The sequence below is a fragment of the Listeria sp. LM90SB2 genome (genome assembly GCF_028867355.1).
GTDB classification, from domain to species: Bacteria; Bacillota; Bacilli; order Lactobacillales; family Listeriaceae; genus Listeria; species Listeria monocytogenes_B.
In genome coordinates this window covers 555,170-574,221 of the sequence record NZ_CP046449.1, presented here as the reverse complement: position 1 = coordinate 574,221, position 19,052 = coordinate 555,170, and the positions used below count along the sequence as shown (strand labels likewise).

The window sequence follows — 19,052 nt, the reverse complement described above, 5'->3', positions numbered from 1 at the left end:
AATAACTTAAGATTTGCTTTTTCTGAAAATCAGCAGTGCCGCTAAACTCAGCATTACTCCTGCGATTGGTAAGGTGCTCTTATTAGTATCACCAGTTTGTGGCAAAGCTTTTGTTTTCGGTTGATTTGTTTTTTCTGCTTTATCTGCTTTTTCTACTTTGTTTTCTTTCGTTGTTAAAGAAGTTTTATTTGCTTTTTCTTCTGTTTTTGCATTATTTTCTTTCACTTGGTCTTCTGAATTTTCGCTTTGAGGTTCTGGGATGATTGTTGGGTCGGTTTCTTCTTGAGGTGTGGGTTTTACTTCTGGTGTTGGTGGAACCGGATTAACATGTTCGCCGTCGCTAGTAGTCACTGTCACAACTACGGTTACAGGGTCTGCTTTTTGGCCGCGATCATTTATTGCATTTAAAGTTACGGTGTATTCGCCTGGGGTGTTTAAATCTACTACTTTATCAAAATCACTAGTTAAAACTGCATTTCCAGTTACCGAACTATGGATTTCTTGCAAAAATTCGTCGACTGATTTAGTTGATTCTTTTTTATAAGAAATTTGGGAATCGGCTGTAATAACTGGTTTTTCATGAACGGTTACTTTAACTGTTACGGGAGTTGCTTTTAGTCCTGCAGCGTTTTCCGCATTTAATGTCACGGTATATTCACCCGGTACATCAAGCTTAACTACTTGATCAAAATCGCTCTTTACTGCTGTGCCATCATCTGTTTCAGCATGTACATCTTTTAAAAATTGTTCTTCTGATGTTGCATCGTATTGATTATAGTCAAAACTTTCATCCGCCGTTAAATCTAGCGTGTGGCTAATATCAAAATATTGATCATATGTCCCGCTGGAAATGGTATAAGAATTCATGCTTGGTGGTGTCGGGTAACTTCCAGTCGGAAAATCATAGCGTGCATTATATTCAATTTCATCAAGATTGTCGAATTCTTCTTTTGTTACACCGCTGACTGTAATACCATCATCGGTAATGGATAGACGTGCGCTTGGGAGTGCCACATCATTAAATCCTAAATAAGTATTACTTGCGGAAGTCGATTTAGAAAATGGTGCAACAGTGCCATCAAAACTCGTTAAAGGTTTTGGCATCATCGAAAATGGTAAATATAACGTTTGGTTTGTTTCATTATAATCTAACTTACCAGATTTAAGTGTAATTCTTGGATTCGTGCGCCCTGTATTTTGCCCAAAAGCAGCAAGAGCTTTCAAGTTGCCATTTTTAAAACTTTCAAAGTCATTTAAAGGTCTAAAATCATCAATGCCATCAAATTGTAAGAATAGTGTCGTTAAGGCTGGTAAGGAAGCAAGCGCAGAAATATCTGTGATTTTCATGGAGTTTTGCGCATAAAGATAAGTTAACTTTGGCAACTTATTGAAAGTCTTAAAGACATTATGTGTCACTTCGCTTCCGCTGATACTAAGACTTTGTAAATTAACAAGTCCATTTAAATCTACGAAAAGACTATCTTTTACATTGTCTCCGCCCACTGTTAAGTAAGTCAAAGAAGTTTGGTTTTTAATCGGTTCAAGTGTTTGGATGTTAGTATTGTTAAGAGATAGTGTTACCAGATTTCCAGCTTCCTCCAAACCCGTCAAGTCTGTATAAGTGCTGCCAGAAAGTGTAACAGTTTGGATAGTGTTCATTTGTGTTTTAGTAATTGGTGCATCACTTGCTTGCTTGAGCAGACCATTAAGATAGGTTTTAAGATTTGCATCAGGAATATTAACAATATTCGTTTCTTCTGCGTGAGCTGCTGTGGAAGGATATATCATTATGAACATACAAATCGTCGCAAGAAATAGTTTCAGTGCTTTTTTCATTTATACTCTCCTTAGTGGTTAATTTCTTCCCAAAGTATAACCGCGTTAAAACTAACTCTCAATACGTTTTCATAAAATATTTCACGTTTGATTTGCCTTAATATTCATATTATTCACTCTTATTTTTATAGGAATCGCTTTAAATAAACAATGGTAGCGCTTTTTTGTCTAAATAAAAGAAATCTGAAAATTATATCAACGTAACATTTTGTACACAATTAACTGTTTTCAAATACTAATATTATACATTAGATGTTTTGTTTAGCAGAAAATATCTTCTTAATAATGCGAAAAAGCTTCTAAAAAAGTGATGCGCTAACTGTTATTGTGTCCCCTTATTTATGCTATACTGTTGATATTGACAGAAAAAGGGGTATATTTATGAACAATGAGCAAAACATGAATCAACAAATCGCTTTATTTTACTTTGGTTATAAAGCATTTACAGAGACCGCTGATTTGATTATTGCCAAACATTCACTCAAAAGATTGCATCATCGTATTTTATTTTTCACGGCGCGGATGCCTGGACTTACAATTAATGAACTTTTAACTTTTTTAGAAATATCAAAACAAGCCCTACACCAGCCACTCGCTGAACTGAAAGAGCGCGAACTCCTCACGATCGAGCAAGGTAGACGCGACAAACGCCAACGCTGCATCTTCCTAACTACAGCAGGCAAAGAATTAGAAAATGAACTTGGTGCCGCACAACGTAAGCAAATGGCAGAAATATTCGCCAATTCTTCTGATACTGACGGATTACATTTCACCGAAGTTATGGAAGGATATGCGAAAAACCGACCAGGCGCCGCTTTGATAAAAGATTTTAAGGAGTGATTTATGATGGAACAAATTCTATTTATCCAAACTGGCTTTGGCGTTGATGTTCACGGCCAAAATATTACAAAAGCAGCCGAACGAGCTGTAAGAAATGCGATTTTTACGAACTCTATGCCCGGTATTCAAGGACTTCTTCCAGATGGCGACTTACAAAATATGGTTGTTAATATCAAATTGGCGCTACCGTGTGATGAAGAAAAACTTGACGAAGATACCATTCGCGCGATTATCCCTTATGGCACTGTAACTATTGAGAAAATGGCTGGCGGAATGATGACTACAAGCGGCATTTTCTTAGAAGACAAAGAAGACAAAAACGATTTAATGTATATCGTCAACGCTTCTGTTGAAACTGGATACTAAAGAAAAAACCATCTGACTTTCTCGTCAGATGGTTTTTGGATTTATTAAATAATCTAAAATAGCCTCAAGCATTTGTTTATTATCTTCTGGAACATCCTTCTCTCGCATCACTTCCACGCTTTGAACATATTTTCCAGATGTGATAAACGCCTCATCAATTCGCAAAATCGTCTCAATCCCCGCTTTTTCCATTTCAAAATGAAACTGTAAACCGATAATATTTTCACCGTACAAAAAAGCTTGGTTCAAACAACCCTCACTAGCAAATAAACGCGTGGCGCCAGCTGGTAACGCAAACGTATCTTGATGCCAGTGAAACACATTTAATGATTCTGGGAAAAATGATAATTTGTCGGAAGTTCTTTTGACAGGAAACCAGCCTACTTCTTTTTCTTTATTTACAGTGATTTCGCTTCCGAATGTTGCTGCGATTTGTTGTGCGCCGAGGCAGACACCAAAAACAGGTTTATGCTGTTCACTTAATCGCTTTATTAGCTTACGTTCGTCTTTTAACCACGGAAATTCGGCTGTATCATTTATTCCCATGGGTCCTCCAAGTACAATTAAAAAATCCGAGTCATTTGGAACATGAGCATTTTCTTCAAATAGAGAATGTATTTTTAACTGATGCTGGTTTTCTCTCGCCCAATTCGCTATAAGTCCAGGTCCTTCGTGCGGCACATGTTGCAATACATCAATAATCAATTGATCAGCTCCTGTCATTTTTTTCTATTATGACCGAATTCTAAGGTTTGTGCAACTGAGATTTCTCTAAAAAACACCTGGTTATTAATCAGGTGTTTAAGTTTACTCATTTATATTTCCCTGCGACTTGCTCTTTAATTAATTGATAATTTTTTACTTCCTCAGTATTTTCTGAGATAAAATCAAATTTTTGCACTTCTCCAAGAATGTTGAAATCTGCTAGAACAGCTTGGTCCTCTTTTAAACTTCCACCAAATTTACCATAACCCATACTACTAAGAGGATATGTATCTTTATCTTTTTCTCCAAGAAAAATGGTATATTCTTGTCCCTTATCTAATGCAATATAGTTTTCAACAGCGACATATTTACCATCGCTTAAATACCACGGTTCTGAAATATCTACTTTACTCCCTTTTTCTAGGTTTCCTTTGTAACTAGTCAAAATTTCTATCTCGCTAATACTACTACCATCCTTGCCTATCGTTTTATTTTGAAGAAATTTCACTTTAACAATATTAGCACTATTATCCTCAAGTTCTTTAATATCTTTTGGAATTTTGTAATCTGCTCTTATTGTGATAGTCTTGGATATTTTAGTGTCTTTGGTTATTTTTTCATTCGGCGAGGAACAGCTTGCTAAGATTGTTGCTAACAATAATATGGGCACTAGAATCTTTTTCAATAGTAGAGTCCTCCTTATATGTATTATTCAGCTTACCTTCCCTTAAATTTTAGCATAGGTAGATTATGTTTTATAGTACAATCCATAGTGAAAAAACGGCTTTTTATTGCGTTTATTGCTAAATTGTTAACAGATTGCTCGTTTGACTATAATTATTCACAAAAAAACAAAACCAATTAATGAGGGTTTTGTTTTTAGGAATTTATTTGCAAGGAATAATTATAACGGAAATAGATAATCATAAGCATAATAGGTTTTCATTTATATTTCATCTTAAGCAATTAAAATGAAAGTCATTACTTTTGGTTATTTTGCTGCTTCTGCATTTACAATTCACAATGAGTAAGTAAACAATACTACACGCTATTGTTGTTTTCCAAAGGAACCAAATTTATATTTCACATTAAGTAACTAAAACTTTCAAAGGTAATCCCTTCATCATGACTGAGGAGTCCATTTACATTTCAAAATAAGTAGCTAAAACCCGCTAACTTTTCTTCTTACTCCCATCTTACCTCAAAGAGCTATTTCTGACGATTCCCGGTGTTTTTCACGCTACTCAAGGTCGACAGATAACAAAAAAACAGCAACTCTACTAAGTTACTGTTTTTTGCTTATTCTTTAAAACAACGGATGCAACGAGCGGTTTTCTTGTACGCCTTCGATTGCGCGGCCTAAGATTCGTCCGATGGAGATGGTTGTTAGTTTGTCGAATTGTTTATCTTCTGGAAGATCGATGGAGTCCGATGTGATGACTTCTTTGATATTGGAATTTTGTAAGCGTTCGGTTGCATTTCCTGCCATGACGGAGTGGGTTGCGCAAGCGATAACTTCTACGGCACCTTTTTCAAGTAAAATATCAGCTGAAGTAGTGGCACGGACGCCGGTATCGATAATATCATCGACAACGATTGCGACTTTGCCTTTCACATCGCCAATGACACTCATAATTTCGTCTTCATGTGGTCTTGGTTTACGGTTTAAAATGGCGATTGGCGCGTTTAGTCGGTCCGCGATTCTGCGTGCGCGAACTACGCCACTGTGATCCGGCGCGACAACTACCACGTCTTTTTCACCGTAATTTTCTATCAAATAATCACCAATTAGCGGAATTGCTGAAAGATGATCGATTGGAATGTTGAAAAAGCCTTGAATTTGAGCTGCGTGTAAATCTACTGTGATTAAACGGTCGGCTCCAGCTCTTTGAATTAGATTTGCCATTAATTTGGCGGTAATTGGTTCTCTTGAGCGAGCTTTTCTGTCCTGACGAGCATAGCCATAATAAGGCATAATTATATTGATGGAATGCACGGAAGCGCGTTTTAAGGCATCTACCATGATTAAAAGTTCCATTAGACGTTCGTTTACGTTGGAATTCATTGATTGCACAACATACGCATTCGTTCCACGGATACTTTCCTCAATATTAATTTTCACTTCTCCATCACTGAACTTCTGGAGCTCCACCTCACATAAAGGTATATCTAGATAATCTGCAATTTTTGTCGCAAGTGGTCTCTCACTCGTCACAGAAAAAAGTTTCATTTTGCCTGCCATTGCTATCTCCTTCCGCCGTACTAATTTCTTCTCCTTATTATTATATAGAACTGTCAATGTGTTGTCTACTAGCTAAAAATCATTGGTCCAAATAAAACAAGCATTAGCGCAAACTAATGCTTGTTTCATTAAATTGCAATTATAGAATACCTCCGAACCAATGAAGGCCGTAATATACAATCCACGTATACCACTGAGTCCCAACTGCTAGAGAGGTTACTTCTACAGCGTCTTTCGGTATATTATAACCAATTTGACCTGCAAGTTCTGTCATTAAAGGTGCCGCTGCTCCTGATAGGTAGAGGGTGATAATGACGATAACAATACCTGTGAAAATCCCTCTAAATAAATTCCCTTTGGATGGAACAATAGCAAAAATCATGTAGAATGGAAGCGCCGTTAAATCAGCTAAAGGTAATACTTTATTTCCTGGCAAAATGAACGCTAAAATCAAAGTAATCGGAATCATGAGTAAGCCAAGCGAAAGCACAAATGGATGACCAATCCCCACCGCTGAATCTAGTCCGATAAATAGTTCGCGACCTGGGAAACGTTTTTCCATGAATTCATGAGCAGCTTCCGAGATAACCGTAAGACCGTCCATTAGAAGGGAAACCATCCGCGGAATAAGTACTAAACTAGCGGCAATCGTTACTCCAGTTTGCAGTACTTGGCTCAGCGGCATTTGAGCAATGGCAGCAAGTCCACCACCAATAATTAAGCCCATAAGCATCGGTTCGCCGAAAATACCTAAACGTGATTGCACTTTCTCTGTGGACCAATTAATTTTTCTAACGCCGGGAATTTTTCCGAGTAGCCAGTTCATTGGATAACCAACAAGCGCCCACCCGGTAGTTTGAATTTGTGGTAAAGAAATCCCCTCTAATCCTAATACATTCTCCACATCTTTTTGTGTCCAGTCAGCAATTTTGAAGATAATTGCCATATTGATAATCGAACTAAGAATCGCAATAATCATGCTTCCTGTTGTTAAGTAAAGTGCACTGGCGATGAAAAGTGGTTGCCAGTAATTCCAAATATCTACGTCCATTGTTTTCGTCCATTTAAAGGCAATCATTAAAATATTGGTTGCAATAATTGCGACGAAAACAAATGGTACGACTTCTGTTCCCCATGCGAGTGATGACCCAACTCCCCAACCGATATCCGTTGCGGTTAATTTAAAATTATAATTTTCTACAAGTGCTTTTGTAACTGGTGTAATAGTCGTTAACATGAGTGAAGTGATAACGCCTAGTCCAACAAACCCAACACCAACTGTTAGCCCCGCTTTAAAAGCTACACTAATTTTTTTGCGGAAAATCACACCTAGAATGGTAATGATAATCGGCATCATAACTGTTACACCAAGCCCGATAATATATTTAAAGAAATCTAGAATAATATCCATTTTGTGCCCTCCCTTTAATCTTGAAGTATCGCGAGTATTTCATCGATTGTTTCTTGTTTTTTTAGGCCTGTTAAAAATGATCTTCCAATGACAACTGGTACATCACCAACATCACCTGTAACTGTTGTTGAACTAACAATAATGTCTGGCTTAGATGTGCTTACTTTTGACGCTACTTCTTGAACCGTACATTGACTAATTTCATATGGAATGCGCTTTTCGTCTAGTACCGCACGCACTTTTTTGGAAATAACAGTGGAAGTTGCAATTCCAGTCCCACAACAAACATAAATTTTCTTCTTTTTCATCCTAAAATCCCCCTATTATTCTGGGAAAAATAATACTTTCCCGAAAAATTCATTTCTTTCATAGATTCGCTCAAAAACTTCTGGTCCTTCAGCAAGTGAAAGACGATGTGTAATCATTGGTTCAATGTTGATTTGTTTATTGGCTAGGAAATGAATGGTTGTTTGCCATTCTTTTCCTGGAAATGGTGCAGAAATTGCATTCCATGAGCCCCAAACAGTAAGCTCACTCCGAACAATTTTTTCAAAATAGAAACGTTCGATTGTTACATCGGCGTATGGAATCCCTAGGAAAACGACGCCTCCACCTTTTTTCGCATAGGCAAAAACTTGGGCAGATGTAATAGGTGATCCCGCAGCTTCTACAACTAAATCAGCGTTTAGACCATCTGTATGTGCTGCGACTACTTCTAATGGATCTTCTTTTAAAGAATTAATAACGACGTCTGCTCCTACTTCTTTTGCAAGAGCTAACTTTTTATCGTCTACATCAATTGCAATAACTCTTTTTGCGCCAAAAACTTTTGCCCATTGAATTGCTAGCAAACCTATATTGCCGCTTCCGACAACGACGACATCATCGCCTGCTTGTAATTTCGTATGATAAAACCCATGAACGACCACTGCGGAAGGCTCGACAAGTGCAGCAGCTTCATAATCTAATTCGTCTGGTATTTTTACTACATTTTCTGCTGGAAGTTTGATATACTCAGCATAGGCTCCGGGATGTCTTGCTCCGATTACTGTTAGCTTCCGACAGCGGGCGAATTCGCCTTTTTTACAGTATTCACACTCTCCGCAATAGAGTGCTGGGCATCCGGCAGCCCTATCACCAATCTCAATATCTGTAACCTCACTACCAACCTCAATCACTTCTCCTGAAAATTCATGTCCCCACACCATTCCTGGTACATACGGACCAAGTTTACTGTATCTCGAAATATCAGATCCGCAAATCCCAACCGTTTTCACTTTCAAAATCACATCATCTGGCTGTTCGATTGTTGGCATATCCGCTTCTTCATAACGCAAATCTCTTTTTCCATATAATTTTAAAGCTTTCATTCTGTTAAAACTCCTTTCGATAACTTCTCCAAATTCGCTTCGATATCTCCTTCAAATAAGTAAGATCCTACAACGATTAAATCCGCGCCTGCAAGTGTGCATTCTTTCGCGAGTTCAGCATTTACTCCGCCATCTACTTCAATTTGAATAGGACGATTTCCAATATATGCTTTGGTTTTTCTGATTTTTTCTAAACTTGATTGGAAGAATTTTTGACCACCTAAGCCTGGATTTACAGTCATAAGCAAAATACAGTCAATATCATCTAACACGTATTCCAAAGTGCTTGGTGGTGTACCAGGATTTAATACCACTCCCGCGCGAACTCCGTAACTTTTAATTAGTTGAATTGTACGATGCAAATGAGTTGTTGCTTCTTGGTGGACTGTAATCATATGTGCGCCTGCTTCCACTAATCTTGGAATATAACGGTCTGGTTCATACACCATCATATGAACATCAAATTGAAGCTTCGTGCCTTTTTTCATCATTTTGATTTGATCTGGACCAAAAGCAATGTTCGGGACGAACGAGCCATCCATCATATCCACATGTAATAAATCAATGCCATTTTTCTCTAGAACCTCTAACTGTTCATTAATTCTGCCGATGTCTGCTCCAAAAACAGACGGAACTATTTTTGCCACTATTATCACCTCAAGATTGAATTTCTATGATTTTTTGTAACTTTTCTTTGTCACTTAGTTTTAATTTTTGTTGACTAAAATGGAGTAATTTAGTTGATTCTGGTGCATTTCGGGCTGATTTTACCCAAAATTCATTTCGGCTTGGCACGAGAATGTACCACGGTAGAGCTTTTTTCTCTGTTTGCCACGCTGCATATAATTCGTCCAGCTCCCACGTTTTCATTTCTGCTAACTGATTCATTTTTTTCGGTAAGTAGTATGCGAGTGTCCACTTGGCGTATAAAATGGTGGTGGCGTAAATCATTACTACGAACATGAAAATTAACATATTATCTTCAATTAAGTTAACGACAAATCTACCTGGACTTCCTATTAGCCAGTCTACAAAACTTGCAAAAAAACTCCCCATCTATTCCCGACCTCCCTTAATTATTCTTAGAAAAATGTTCTATTGCGGAAAGAACATCTCCCGTCTCTTGCGCTTTAAGTAAGGTCGTCATCACCTCCTCGTCTTGAATAAGTTGAATAAGTGTTTGCAGCATATCTAGTTGTTCATCGGCACTCCTTAGCGCCATCATAAAGACAATTCTGACATCGATTGCTTCGTTATCAGAGGCCATTTCAATAAATGAAACGGGCTTCTTGAGTATTCGTACAGCCACCACTGGCCGAATAACATGTTCGCTATCTGTATGCGGAATGGCAACCCCGGCGTGCGCGGTTAGTAATCCGGTTGGAAAAACTTTTTCCCGTTTAATTACTGCATCTTTATAGCTTGGCTTTACTGCGCCCACTTCACACAACTGTTCCGCCATTTCTGAAAGTAATTTTTCTTTATCTTGTTCGTTTGAAAATCGAACCATTTCTTCTTTAAAATATTCTAATACATCCAAATTGCATCCCTCCGACTGGCTGCTTGTTTATTTATTTAATAATTTGTTTCCAACGGCACCACCAGGATGGATGACGGAAAACTGCTCTTTTGTATAATTCATATAGGTCATTAAGCAAACAATAACTGCATCAAAACTTGCAATAACAGCCATTGTACTTGCCGTTGCTAACATATTAAACGGATCTGGTTCTTTGCTTACACTCACTGGGAAAAAGATATCTGCTTCTTTGGCGATAACGGAATCTGGGTTTTCTGTTACACCAATCAGTGTGCTTCCTTTTGTTTTACAAGCAGGAATTAAATTAAGTAATTCGCCTGTATTTCCACCTTTTGAAATGAGAATCAATATATCTTCTTTTTGAAGTACACCGAGAGTTCCATGTACAGCATCTGATGGTGTTAAAAAGACCGCTGGACGTTCAATGCAGTTGAAAGAGTGTACTAATTTTTTCGCAGCGACGCCGGATGTTCCACAACCAGCTACGACAATTTTCCCAGTGCACTCGGCGATTTTTTCAACCGTTTTAACGAGAGCCTCTTCACTTGTTACTTCCGGCAAACGGGAAATCGCGTTTGCTTCTTCTTGCCATGTTTGGTGAATATTATCTAAAATAGCTTGTTTATCCAAAATTTATTCATCCTCTCTAATTACTAATTGGTTGATAGTTTGCATGACTTTTTCTTTGGTTACATTTTCGAGCAAATCGTCTAAAATTTGGTGATTTTCGGCTAAATGAACGATTTGGTAAAGTGCTTCAATGTGTTGCTCTTTATCCACTGGTGCGATAACTATTACGAAATGAACTTGCTCTGTTTCTGAAAAATATACGCCATTTTTCACGACTAAAAGAGACATAGCGAGTCGATTCACCCCTGCATTAGGCATAGCGTGTGGAATGGCAATATCTTCACCGATAATAATGTACGGATCGTGGAACTTATGGTTATCAATCATGGTCTTTACATAGTTTGCTGTAATTGCTTGTTGTAGTAACAGCGGCTGACTTGCTAGACGAATCGCTTCTTGATAGTTTTTAACATCCTCACAAATCATGATGTTATCTTCGGTGATTAAATCATGTAAATAGACTTTTTTCACGCGTTTATTTTCATCTGTAGCTGTGTTAGCCGACAAAATATCAATAATTCCATCTCGTATTGCATTCGGATCCTTTATATCGGCGTTACGTTCCACTACTTCCATGATTTTATCAATACTCGTGAGCTGGTTTCCCATTCCAAATAAATTTTGCAAGACGTGTTGCCGCAGTTGCGTTTTTTCGATATCATTCATAAATGGCTGAACAACAAAGACATTTTCGCCATCTTTTAACGGAATGGATGAAAAAACAATATCAACTTCTGCTTTAAAAAAGGCATATTCCCGAACAGATATAGTTGGATAAAAATGGATTTCCGGGAATAGTTTCACTAAAATATTTTCCATGATTTTTGAAAAAGTAACCCCGCTCGGACAAAGCACAATCGCACGTTTTTGTTTATGATAAATATCGTTTTGCGGTATCATGTCGCTCCCAATAAACAAAGAAATGAAGAAAATTTCGCCGGCTGGAATTTCGCGACCAATAAATTTCGCAAGTGGGTCAAAAGCTTCTTTCACAATAAAGTTAAGCGCCTCGAATTCTTGATTGAATTTTTCATAAAGTGTATCTTCTAAATTCATTTGATATTTAATTCGGTAATAAGCTGGTTTTAAATGTAAGAGTAATTTTTCGATTAAGATATGTTTGTTTTTAAGAGAAACAAGTGCTTTTTTCTCGAATAAGTCTAAGCATGTGAGGACAACTTTTTCCAAGTCTTCTGTTAATTTTTCAGTTAAAATTTCGCCGGAAAAAATGTTTGTTGTAAGAAGTTGTAATGTGATGAAAAGTCGCTCTTGTTCTGGAACTGGGCCAGTTTTTTCGAGCAAAATATCGGTGATGTGGTATTCTCGCGTGTCTGAAAGTGATTTCTCGTCAATATGAAAAGCAGTGTCGATTAAGCGCCGGTCTCTGATTCTTAAGAACATCACGGATAGCAAATAGGGTAATAATTCGATTTGCTCATAGGTGAATTTTATTTGCATCATCGCTTCTGCTTCTTCGAGTGTGCGGCGAATTTCCATTAGTTGGACTTTTTCAATTCCTGAATACGATAGGAAATAGTGCTCTCCTCGGAACATCTCTTTCACACTACTTACAACTTGTGTCAGAACCTTGCGAAGTTCCCATTCACTCCCTGCTAACTGATAACCCGATGCTCTACTATAAGTGACAGTTGTTTCTTTAGGAAGTAATTTTTGCGCTACTTTTAAATCACGAAGAATGGTGTTTTTGCTTACTTGAATCTTCGTTGTAAAATGGGCGAGGGATAGTTCTTCTTTTGCTGTTAAAAGCATTAGCAAAATTAAATTGGCACGTTCATTTTCAGAAGGTAAGTATTCTACGCTCGGATCTCGAGTTTCTTTCTCAGAAAATAGCGCTGTAAGCTCGGGTTCTAATATAAATCGGCCGTTTTTGGAACGCTTTACTTCTGGATAATTTTTCCACTTGAGCCATTCGTTTACTTTCTGAAAACTATAGCTGATTTGGTAACGCGATAATTTATACTTTACTTCGAGTTGTTTATTTGTAATGTTCGGATTTTTTATAACTTCTTGAAATAGTGTTTTACTTCTGTTATCCAGATACATGCGTCTCCCCCCTTTGATAGCCTAATTATAGCATAGGGTTTGGCGCTTAAGAATGCGCTTTCATCACAAGTTTTCTCCACACACTTCCACAACATGAGAAGGAGATTGTTACTTTTCGTACAATGTAGCATCTTTATTAAAGACACGAATTGCTTCTACTGCTAAAACTTTATTGGTCATTTGCAAATAAATTTCATAAGGAATAGTTACCGTATCTGCGCCACTTTCGTAGGCTTGCATTACTTGCCCACTATGTTTAAAGCTCGCTGCCATAATTTGTGTTTTAAGTGCCTTTTTATCAAAAAAGTGACGCATCCCAGCAATTTCTTTAAAAGGATCGATGTTCGCTGCGCTCATCCTATTCACATATGGGGCAACAAAATCTGCACCAGCCAAGGCAGCCGCGATTGCTTGATCAGCCGAATAAATAGCAGTCCCTAAGATTTGAATGGTTTTATCCTCTTTTTTGAGTGTATCGATCACGTTAATACCAGCCTCATGTGCCGGAATCTTAATAGCTATTTTTTCTTTCCCAAACATCGCTAGTAACATGCGCGCATCTGCCAAAATTTCCTCATAGCTAAAACCAACTGTTTGTACAAAAACTTGTTTATCCGTAAGTTCTAAAATACGATTAATCGCTGTTTGTCGATTGCATTTTTCTTTTACTAAAATGGTTGGGTTCGTTGTAATTCCTTTAAAAATGGAGCTGGCTTGAATTTTTTTCACGTCTTCTAAATTAGCTGAATCTAAATGCATTTTCCCTCACCTTTCTTGGATAATTTCTCTGAGTGGCGCCAATTTTTCTGTATAACTACCTGCCTTGTCGTTAAATAATGCGGCTGTTCCAACGACATAGACATCTGCGCCAATTGGTTCAAGCAACCGAACTGTTTCTTCAAAAATATTACCGTCTACTTCAATTAATGGTTTATTGGTGTGACTTTCAAGCTCTCTTTGAAGTTTCTTGATTTTTTCTAGGACATGATGCTGAAATTTTTGTCCGGCGAATCCTGGGTTAACGGTCATCATTAAAACCATATCGACTTTATCTAAAAATGGATAAATCTGTTCAATCTCTGTATCCGGGCTGATGGCGATGGACGGTTTGATTCCTAGCGCACGAATATGCTTTATAGTCGCATCGACATCAGGTGAAGCTTCTACGTGGAAAGACATATAAGCCGGCTTTATCGCCGCATACAAATCCACAAATCTATCAGGGTTCACTGTAGCTAAGTGGATATCTAGTAGCATATCTGTATTGTTTTTTATATCTTGAAGGACATAGGCGCCCATTGCTGCATTTTCTACAAAAACACCATCCATCACATCACAATGGAGCATTTTTACATTTGCTTGTTCGAGTGCGCGAAGTTCGTCAGCGAGATGAAGCGAGTCTGCACACATAATGGAAGCCGCAATCATTTTCATTTATCTTCCTCCGGTTCCTCAAGCTCCGCCAATTTCGCGAGCCTTGTATTATGTCTTCCACCTTCAAATTCTGCCGCAAGCCACGTATCAAGTAAGAGTAACGCCAGACTATCGCCCAGAACACGTTCACCAAGACAAAGAACATTACTATTATTATGTCGCCTCGTCATCATTGCTGAAAAAGCATCTGAAACAACAGCAGCACGAACACCTTTTATTTTGTTGGCTGCCATAGACATTCCAATCCCTGTTCCGCAACAGAGCACACCTAAACTGTTTTCGGTTGCAACAAAGTGTCCTACTTTAGCGGCATACTCTGGAAAATCCACGCTTTCTAATGAATAACAACCAAAATCTTTTACTGTGTAGCCGCTTTCAATTAAATGCGCGCGGATTTTTTCTTTCAACTGAAATCCGCCATGGTCAGCTGCAATTGCAATTTCCATGTTATCCTCTCCTTTCTCACCTTGATTGTAGCACCGGCCTTCCTCAAACTGTTAGAACTGTTCGGCACCATTTTTCTCTACTCGAATCCGCAAGATGGTAAATTAGCTCTATCAACAAAAAAAGGCTGAAAAAGCAATGAGCTCTTTCAACCTTCTATGACTTATATCAGCCTCTTAATTCGGCTTGGATTTCTTTTAGTTTTTTAGGAGTTACGTCGTCTCCAAGTGGATCAATGATTGTTACGTGATGTAAGTTATCTTGAACAGTTCCTCGAATTTTTTTCAAATATTCTTGACGAAGGGCAGCTTGTCTTTCTTTTTCAAAAGCAGTTAATCCTTCACTTTTTTGTTTTGCAGCAAGTTCATTAATATTTTTTAATAACAATTTCATGCTATCCCTCCTATCATTATCTAGTTACTTTTAATAAGTAACTAACCAAATTATAATATAAAGGTCAACAAAAGTCAAACTTCTTTTTCGAGCAGTTTTTCAGGATCGCGTACTTTTGTTTTTTTGCGTTCATAAATAAGATCCATTAATGCGCCCGAACCAAGTAGGACGCCAATAATAATAAAACCGAAGCCAACTAGCTGGGGGATTTTAATTGCTTCTCCAAGGAAAAGTAATGCGCCAATTAGTGAAAATAATGGATTGAAATTCATAAAAATAGCCGAGCGTGACGGCCCAATTTTCCCAACCGCATAATTATAAACGAAATTGCCAAATGCCGTTGCAACTACAGCTGAAACAACAAACAAGAGCCACAGTTTCCATGAATGAACCGCCACTAATTCTGACATGCCACCCGGCTCCATGAAGCGACTTAAACCAAACAACATAACCGAACCAAGAAATAGCATATATCCAGTCATCAGCCCCGTGTCCATTGATCCAGCGAGCTTTTTAATAATAATAAAACTAAATGCCTGAGAAGCCATCGCGATAAAGATGTCGATATCTCCCAGTGAAATCCCGCTTATCCCCGTCCCATTTGAAAGAACAACCAAACTCACGCCAAAAATCCCTGCTAAAAAGCCGAGCGCACGCCAAGCTCCAATTCGTTCACGGAGAAAAACCACAGAAAAAATCGCCACCACAATCGGCGCAGAACCAAGAATAAGCCCAGCATTCGTCCCAGTCGTCAGCTTCAACCCGTTCGACAAGAAAAAATGATGAATAACAATATTAAAAATACTCGCGAGAAAAATTAAACCAAATTCCCGTTTTGTAGGCAGACGTAATTTTTTTGTGATAAATAAAATAATAATAACGGTTATAGCTGCGGTGAAAATTCGAAAAGATGTCATCGTAACAGTCGGAAAATAGCTAACTAATACTTTCGTCATCGTGACATTAAAACCCCAACTCGCCATCACTGCAATTAATAAAAAATAAAGTCCTATCGGTGCTTTCTCTTTCTGCAAAACAAACACTCCTTTTTTATAGAAAAATGCCCCTTAAATTACTTTAAGGGGCATTTCATAGCGTCATCTTCCGCAGCCTTCCACAAAGCTATAACGCGGAAAATGGGGCAGTGATACTTAAGTCACTGCTTGTAGGCTCATCGCATAGACCCAACTATAGCATGGATAATTTTTTCTGTAAAGCGTTATTTTGTAAATTCTAACCAAGTAGAGGCAATTGCTTCATGTCCTGCTTTGGTCGGGTGCACCCCGTCCTCAGCTAAAAAGGTCGGCCCATGTTTGATAGCGAGGGCGTTCATTAGCCCATCAAGCGGAATAAGCGTTGCACCAAATTCTGCCGCAAGTTCGCGCACAGCTCCAATTTTTGGATCCAAATCACCACGCCACTCTTTCCGATCTTCCGGATATGGTAATACAAACGGCTCCATCAAAATGAGTTCCGCATTTGTTTCTGTTTTAATCCGATTCAAAATCACACGATACACTTCTTTAAACGCCGTCACCGAAGTATCTTCCCATCTGCTAAAACTAAACCACGTATCATTTATCCCAATCATAATCGTAACTACATCTGGTTGAAGTGAAATTGCATCCGCCTCAATACGACGATGCAAATCCGCCACACGGTTCGCACTAACGCCACGATTTATAACCGTTACATCTTCTTGCTCAAGCTGGTCTGCAATTATTTTCACATAACCATGTCCTAATTCGCGGTCATTTTCAAAATCTCGCCCCGCATCTGTCACACTATCACCTAAAAAAAGCAACTTCTTCATTTAGTTCCGTCTCCTTTAAAATTCCTGATGCCTTATTATAACAAAAAAACTTCAATTTAGTTGTATTCATTTTTTGCATAGCTTATTTTTTTAGGAGAGATTATCCAAAATTACAATTGTACAGACCTCGCGATACTACCTATACTTAAAAGTGTTAAAACTTATTAAAAAAATAATCGGAGGTAATTTATATGACTGCAAAAATAACAGAAAAAATGCTTTTCAGCCCTTCTTTTGAATACGTGGATAATGGCATCGAGCATGGAGTGCTAAGTCCATTCGAAACAAAAGAAATCATTTTAGAAAAAGGACAACAAATTGCTGAAGGTTTCAAACCACTGGATTGTTCCATTAAAATGTTAAAAGATGTACCAGTTAAGATGCGTGACGGTATAACCATTTATACCGATATTTATTTACCAATAACAGAAGAAAAAGTTCCTACTCTTATCGCCTGGAGCCCTTATGGAAAAAGTGCTGGAACAGCTCCTCGATACAAAAATCTATTTAATATGCTAGGAATGGGGAATGCCTGGAATTCTGGCCTTACTAAATTTGAAGCACCTGATCCAGCATACTGGTGCGCACATGGATACGCTGTCTGTAATCCTGACATGCGTGGCATTGCTCATAGTGAGGGTAATACTACAATGATTGGCTCTCAAGAAGCTGAAGATGGCTATGATTTAATTGAATGGTTAGCTAAGCAATCTTGGAGTAATGGAAAAACAGCTCTAACAGGAACATCTTATTTAGCCTTTTCCCAGTGGTATATTGCAGCTGAGCAGCCTCCTCACCTAACATGTATCAATCCTACTGAAGGATTAGCAGATGGTTATCGTGACTTAGCTTTTATTGGAGGCATTCCAGATCCTAATTTTATTGAGCGTTTGCAAATCAACCATGTCAGTGCTAAAAATTCGCAAAGAGAAGATTTAACAAAGGAAATGGAAGCATATCCTTTAGCTGATAGTGCTATTTGGAAAGACAAAGTTGCAGATCCAAGTAAAATTACAATACCAGCTTTTGTTATTGCAAGTTATTCTAATACGCTTCACACAATGGGTACATTTCGTTCTTGGCGTTCACTTGGTTCTAAAGAAAAATGGCTTCGTATTCATGATCGCCAAGAATGGCCATATTACTATGACGAAAATAACGTAGAAGAATTGCGACGCTTTTTTGATTATTATTTACTTGGCAAGGAAAATAATTGGACAGATACACCAACTGTGCGCTATGCATTAATTGACTTTCAAGGTGGCAATCAAACTGACTTACCATCCGAAGTTTTTCCACCTACCAATAGTGAAAACAAACGTTATTATATGAATGGCCTATTACGTACTTTACAAGAAACACCTACTTCAGATGATTTTAAAGTATCCTATACTACTGAAAACTTGCCAGGGAGAGCATCGTTCCAAATGACGTTTGACAAAGAAACGCATTTTGTTGGTTATCCAAAAGCAAAATTATTTATGGAAGTAGATGGTTACGATGACTTGGATGTTTTTGTTTGGCTTCAAAAGCTAGATAAATTCGGCAACGTACTAAGTGAATTTGTCGTACCAAATCACGGGGCCGCACTTCAGGATTTCACACAAGAAGGGGCATCTGCTTTACGCTATAAAGGCGCTTGGGGAAGACTTCGCGCATCCATGCGACAACTAGATTCTCAAGTTTCAACAGATGAAATTCCTGCTTATAGCTTTGACAAAGTAGAAAAACTCTCTTCCGGAGAAATTGTAGAACTAGACATTATTTTGAGTCCCATTGGTCTAACTTATAAAGCAGGTGAAACACTCAGAGTAGTCGTGAGTAGCAAAGATGAACTTGGCTCAGTAATGCCAGGAACGCCCGGATGCACACCTAATAATAAAGGTATGCATATCCTTCATACGAGTAAAGAGCACCCATCCTATATTCAGCTACCAATAATCAACAAATAGAAAAGCTTGTCA

Annotated in this window: 21 protein-coding genes; 3 read left to right on the top strand and 18 right to left on the bottom strand. The window is 38.1% G+C overall.

Going from position 1 to position 19,052, the window contains the following annotated elements:
- Positions 1–6: 6 nt before the first annotated feature.
- Complete coding sequence (locus tag GL301_RS02755) at positions 7–1,836, bottom strand: lmo0514 family class 1 internalin (RefSeq protein ID WP_003734789.1); 1,830 nt, start codon at positions 1,834–1,836, stop codon at positions 7–9.
- A gap of 381 nt (positions 1,837–2,217) precedes the next feature.
- On the opposite strand from GL301_RS02755, the gene GL301_RS02750 reads away from it, so the two are divergent.
- Positions 2,218–2,676: a MarR family transcriptional regulator gene (locus GL301_RS02750; protein ID WP_003725724.1), complete on the top strand. Its 459-nt coding sequence runs from the start codon at positions 2,218–2,220 to the stop codon at positions 2,674–2,676.
- A 6-nt stretch (positions 2,677–2,682) separates the two neighbouring features.
- Positions 2,683–3,042: a Lin0512 family protein gene (locus GL301_RS02745; RefSeq protein WP_003725723.1), complete on the top strand. Its 360-nt coding sequence runs from the start codon at positions 2,683–2,685 to the stop codon at positions 3,040–3,042.
- 24 nt (positions 3,043–3,066) lie between these two features.
- Here GL301_RS02745 and GL301_RS02740 read toward each other — a convergent pair whose 3' ends face one another.
- The 17 genes from GL301_RS02740 to GL301_RS02660 form a co-directional block, all read right to left on the bottom strand.
- Entirely contained in the window at positions 3,067–3,747 is a 681-nt protein-coding gene (locus GL301_RS02740) for a type 1 glutamine amidotransferase (RefSeq protein ID WP_003734788.1), read from the bottom strand.
- Positions 3,748–3,853: 106 nt separating this feature from the next.
- On the bottom strand, positions 3,854–4,432 hold the full coding sequence (locus tag GL301_RS02735) for a hypothetical protein (protein WP_010958751.1): 579 nt from the start codon (positions 4,430–4,432) through the stop codon (positions 3,854–3,856).
- A gap of 621 nt (positions 4,433–5,053) precedes the next feature.
- Positions 5,054–5,989: a ribose-phosphate diphosphokinase gene (locus GL301_RS02730; protein ID WP_003725720.1), complete on the bottom strand. Its 936-nt coding sequence runs from the start codon at positions 5,987–5,989 to the stop codon at positions 5,054–5,056.
- A 139-nt stretch (positions 5,990–6,128) separates the two neighbouring features.
- Positions 6,129–7,400 (bottom strand): PTS galactitol transporter subunit IIC, encoded by a 1,272-nt coding sequence (locus tag GL301_RS02725; RefSeq protein ID WP_003725719.1) that lies wholly within the window; start codon positions 7,398–7,400, stop codon positions 6,129–6,131.
- A 14-nt stretch (positions 7,401–7,414) separates the two neighbouring features.
- Complete coding sequence (locus GL301_RS02720) at positions 7,415–7,708, bottom strand: PTS sugar transporter subunit IIB (protein WP_003727301.1); 294 nt, start codon at positions 7,706–7,708, stop codon at positions 7,415–7,417.
- 15 nt (positions 7,709–7,723) lie between these two features.
- The gene (locus tag GL301_RS02715; protein WP_003725717.1) at positions 7,724–8,770 is read right to left on the bottom strand and encodes a galactitol-1-phosphate 5-dehydrogenase; all 1,047 of its coding nucleotides are present in this window, start codon (positions 8,768–8,770) and stop codon (positions 7,724–7,726) included.
- Positions 8,767–9,417: a ribulose-phosphate 3-epimerase gene (rpe, locus tag GL301_RS02710; protein ID WP_003725716.1), complete on the bottom strand. Its 651-nt coding sequence runs from the start codon at positions 9,415–9,417 to the stop codon at positions 8,767–8,769. Before rpe ends, GL301_RS02715 begins: the two co-directional genes overlap by 4 nt.
- Before the next feature lie 10 nt (positions 9,418–9,427).
- Positions 9,428–9,826 carry a hypothetical protein gene (locus GL301_RS02705; protein WP_003725715.1) on the bottom strand — a complete coding sequence of 133 codons (399 nt, stop codon included), beginning with the start codon at positions 9,824–9,826 and terminating at the stop codon, positions 9,428–9,430.
- A 16-nt stretch (positions 9,827–9,842) separates the two neighbouring features.
- Positions 9,843–10,310, bottom strand: coding sequence for a PTS sugar transporter subunit IIA (locus GL301_RS02700; RefSeq protein ID WP_010958750.1), 468 nt, complete (start codon positions 10,308–10,310; stop codon positions 9,843–9,845).
- 27 nt (positions 10,311–10,337) lie between these two features.
- Positions 10,338–10,940, bottom strand: coding sequence for a KpsF/GutQ family sugar-phosphate isomerase (locus GL301_RS02695; RefSeq protein WP_003725713.1), 603 nt, complete (start codon positions 10,938–10,940; stop codon positions 10,338–10,340).
- 3 nt (positions 10,941–10,943) lie between these two features.
- The gene (locus tag GL301_RS02690; protein ID WP_003725712.1) at positions 10,944–13,004 is read right to left on the bottom strand and encodes a BglG family transcription antiterminator; all 2,061 of its coding nucleotides are present in this window, start codon (positions 13,002–13,004) and stop codon (positions 10,944–10,946) included.
- A gap of 108 nt (positions 13,005–13,112) precedes the next feature.
- A complete protein-coding gene (locus tag GL301_RS02685; RefSeq protein ID WP_003734786.1) occupies positions 13,113–13,763 on the bottom strand; it encodes a transaldolase family protein in 651 nt (216 codons plus the stop codon).
- 6 nt (positions 13,764–13,769) lie between these two features.
- Positions 13,770–14,438 carry a ribulose-phosphate 3-epimerase gene (locus GL301_RS02680; RefSeq protein ID WP_003734785.1) on the bottom strand — a complete coding sequence of 223 codons (669 nt, stop codon included), beginning with the start codon at positions 14,436–14,438 and terminating at the stop codon, positions 13,770–13,772.
- Positions 14,435–14,884 (bottom strand): ribose 5-phosphate isomerase B, encoded by a 450-nt coding sequence (gene rpiB / locus GL301_RS02675; protein WP_003725709.1) that lies wholly within the window; start codon positions 14,882–14,884, stop codon positions 14,435–14,437. Before rpiB ends, GL301_RS02680 begins: the two co-directional genes overlap by 4 nt.
- Before the next feature lie 166 nt (positions 14,885–15,050).
- Positions 15,051–15,275 carry a DUF896 domain-containing protein gene (locus tag GL301_RS02670; protein ID WP_003721282.1) on the bottom strand — a complete coding sequence of 75 codons (225 nt, stop codon included), beginning with the start codon at positions 15,273–15,275 and terminating at the stop codon, positions 15,051–15,053.
- 74 nt (positions 15,276–15,349) lie between these two features.
- Entirely contained in the window at positions 15,350–16,309 is a 960-nt protein-coding gene (locus GL301_RS02665; RefSeq protein WP_010958749.1) for a DMT family transporter, read from the bottom strand.
- 185 nt (positions 16,310–16,494) lie between these two features.
- Entirely contained in the window at positions 16,495–17,088 is a 594-nt protein-coding gene (locus GL301_RS02660; protein WP_003725707.1) for an SGNH/GDSL hydrolase family protein, read from the bottom strand.
- A gap of 191 nt (positions 17,089–17,279) precedes the next feature.
- Here GL301_RS02660 and GL301_RS02655 point away from each other — a divergent pair, with 191 nt between their 5' ends.
- Positions 17,280–19,040, top strand: coding sequence for a CocE/NonD family hydrolase (locus GL301_RS02655; protein ID WP_003731252.1), 1,761 nt, complete (start codon positions 17,280–17,282; stop codon positions 19,038–19,040).
- Positions 19,041–19,052 lie beyond the last annotated feature (12 nt).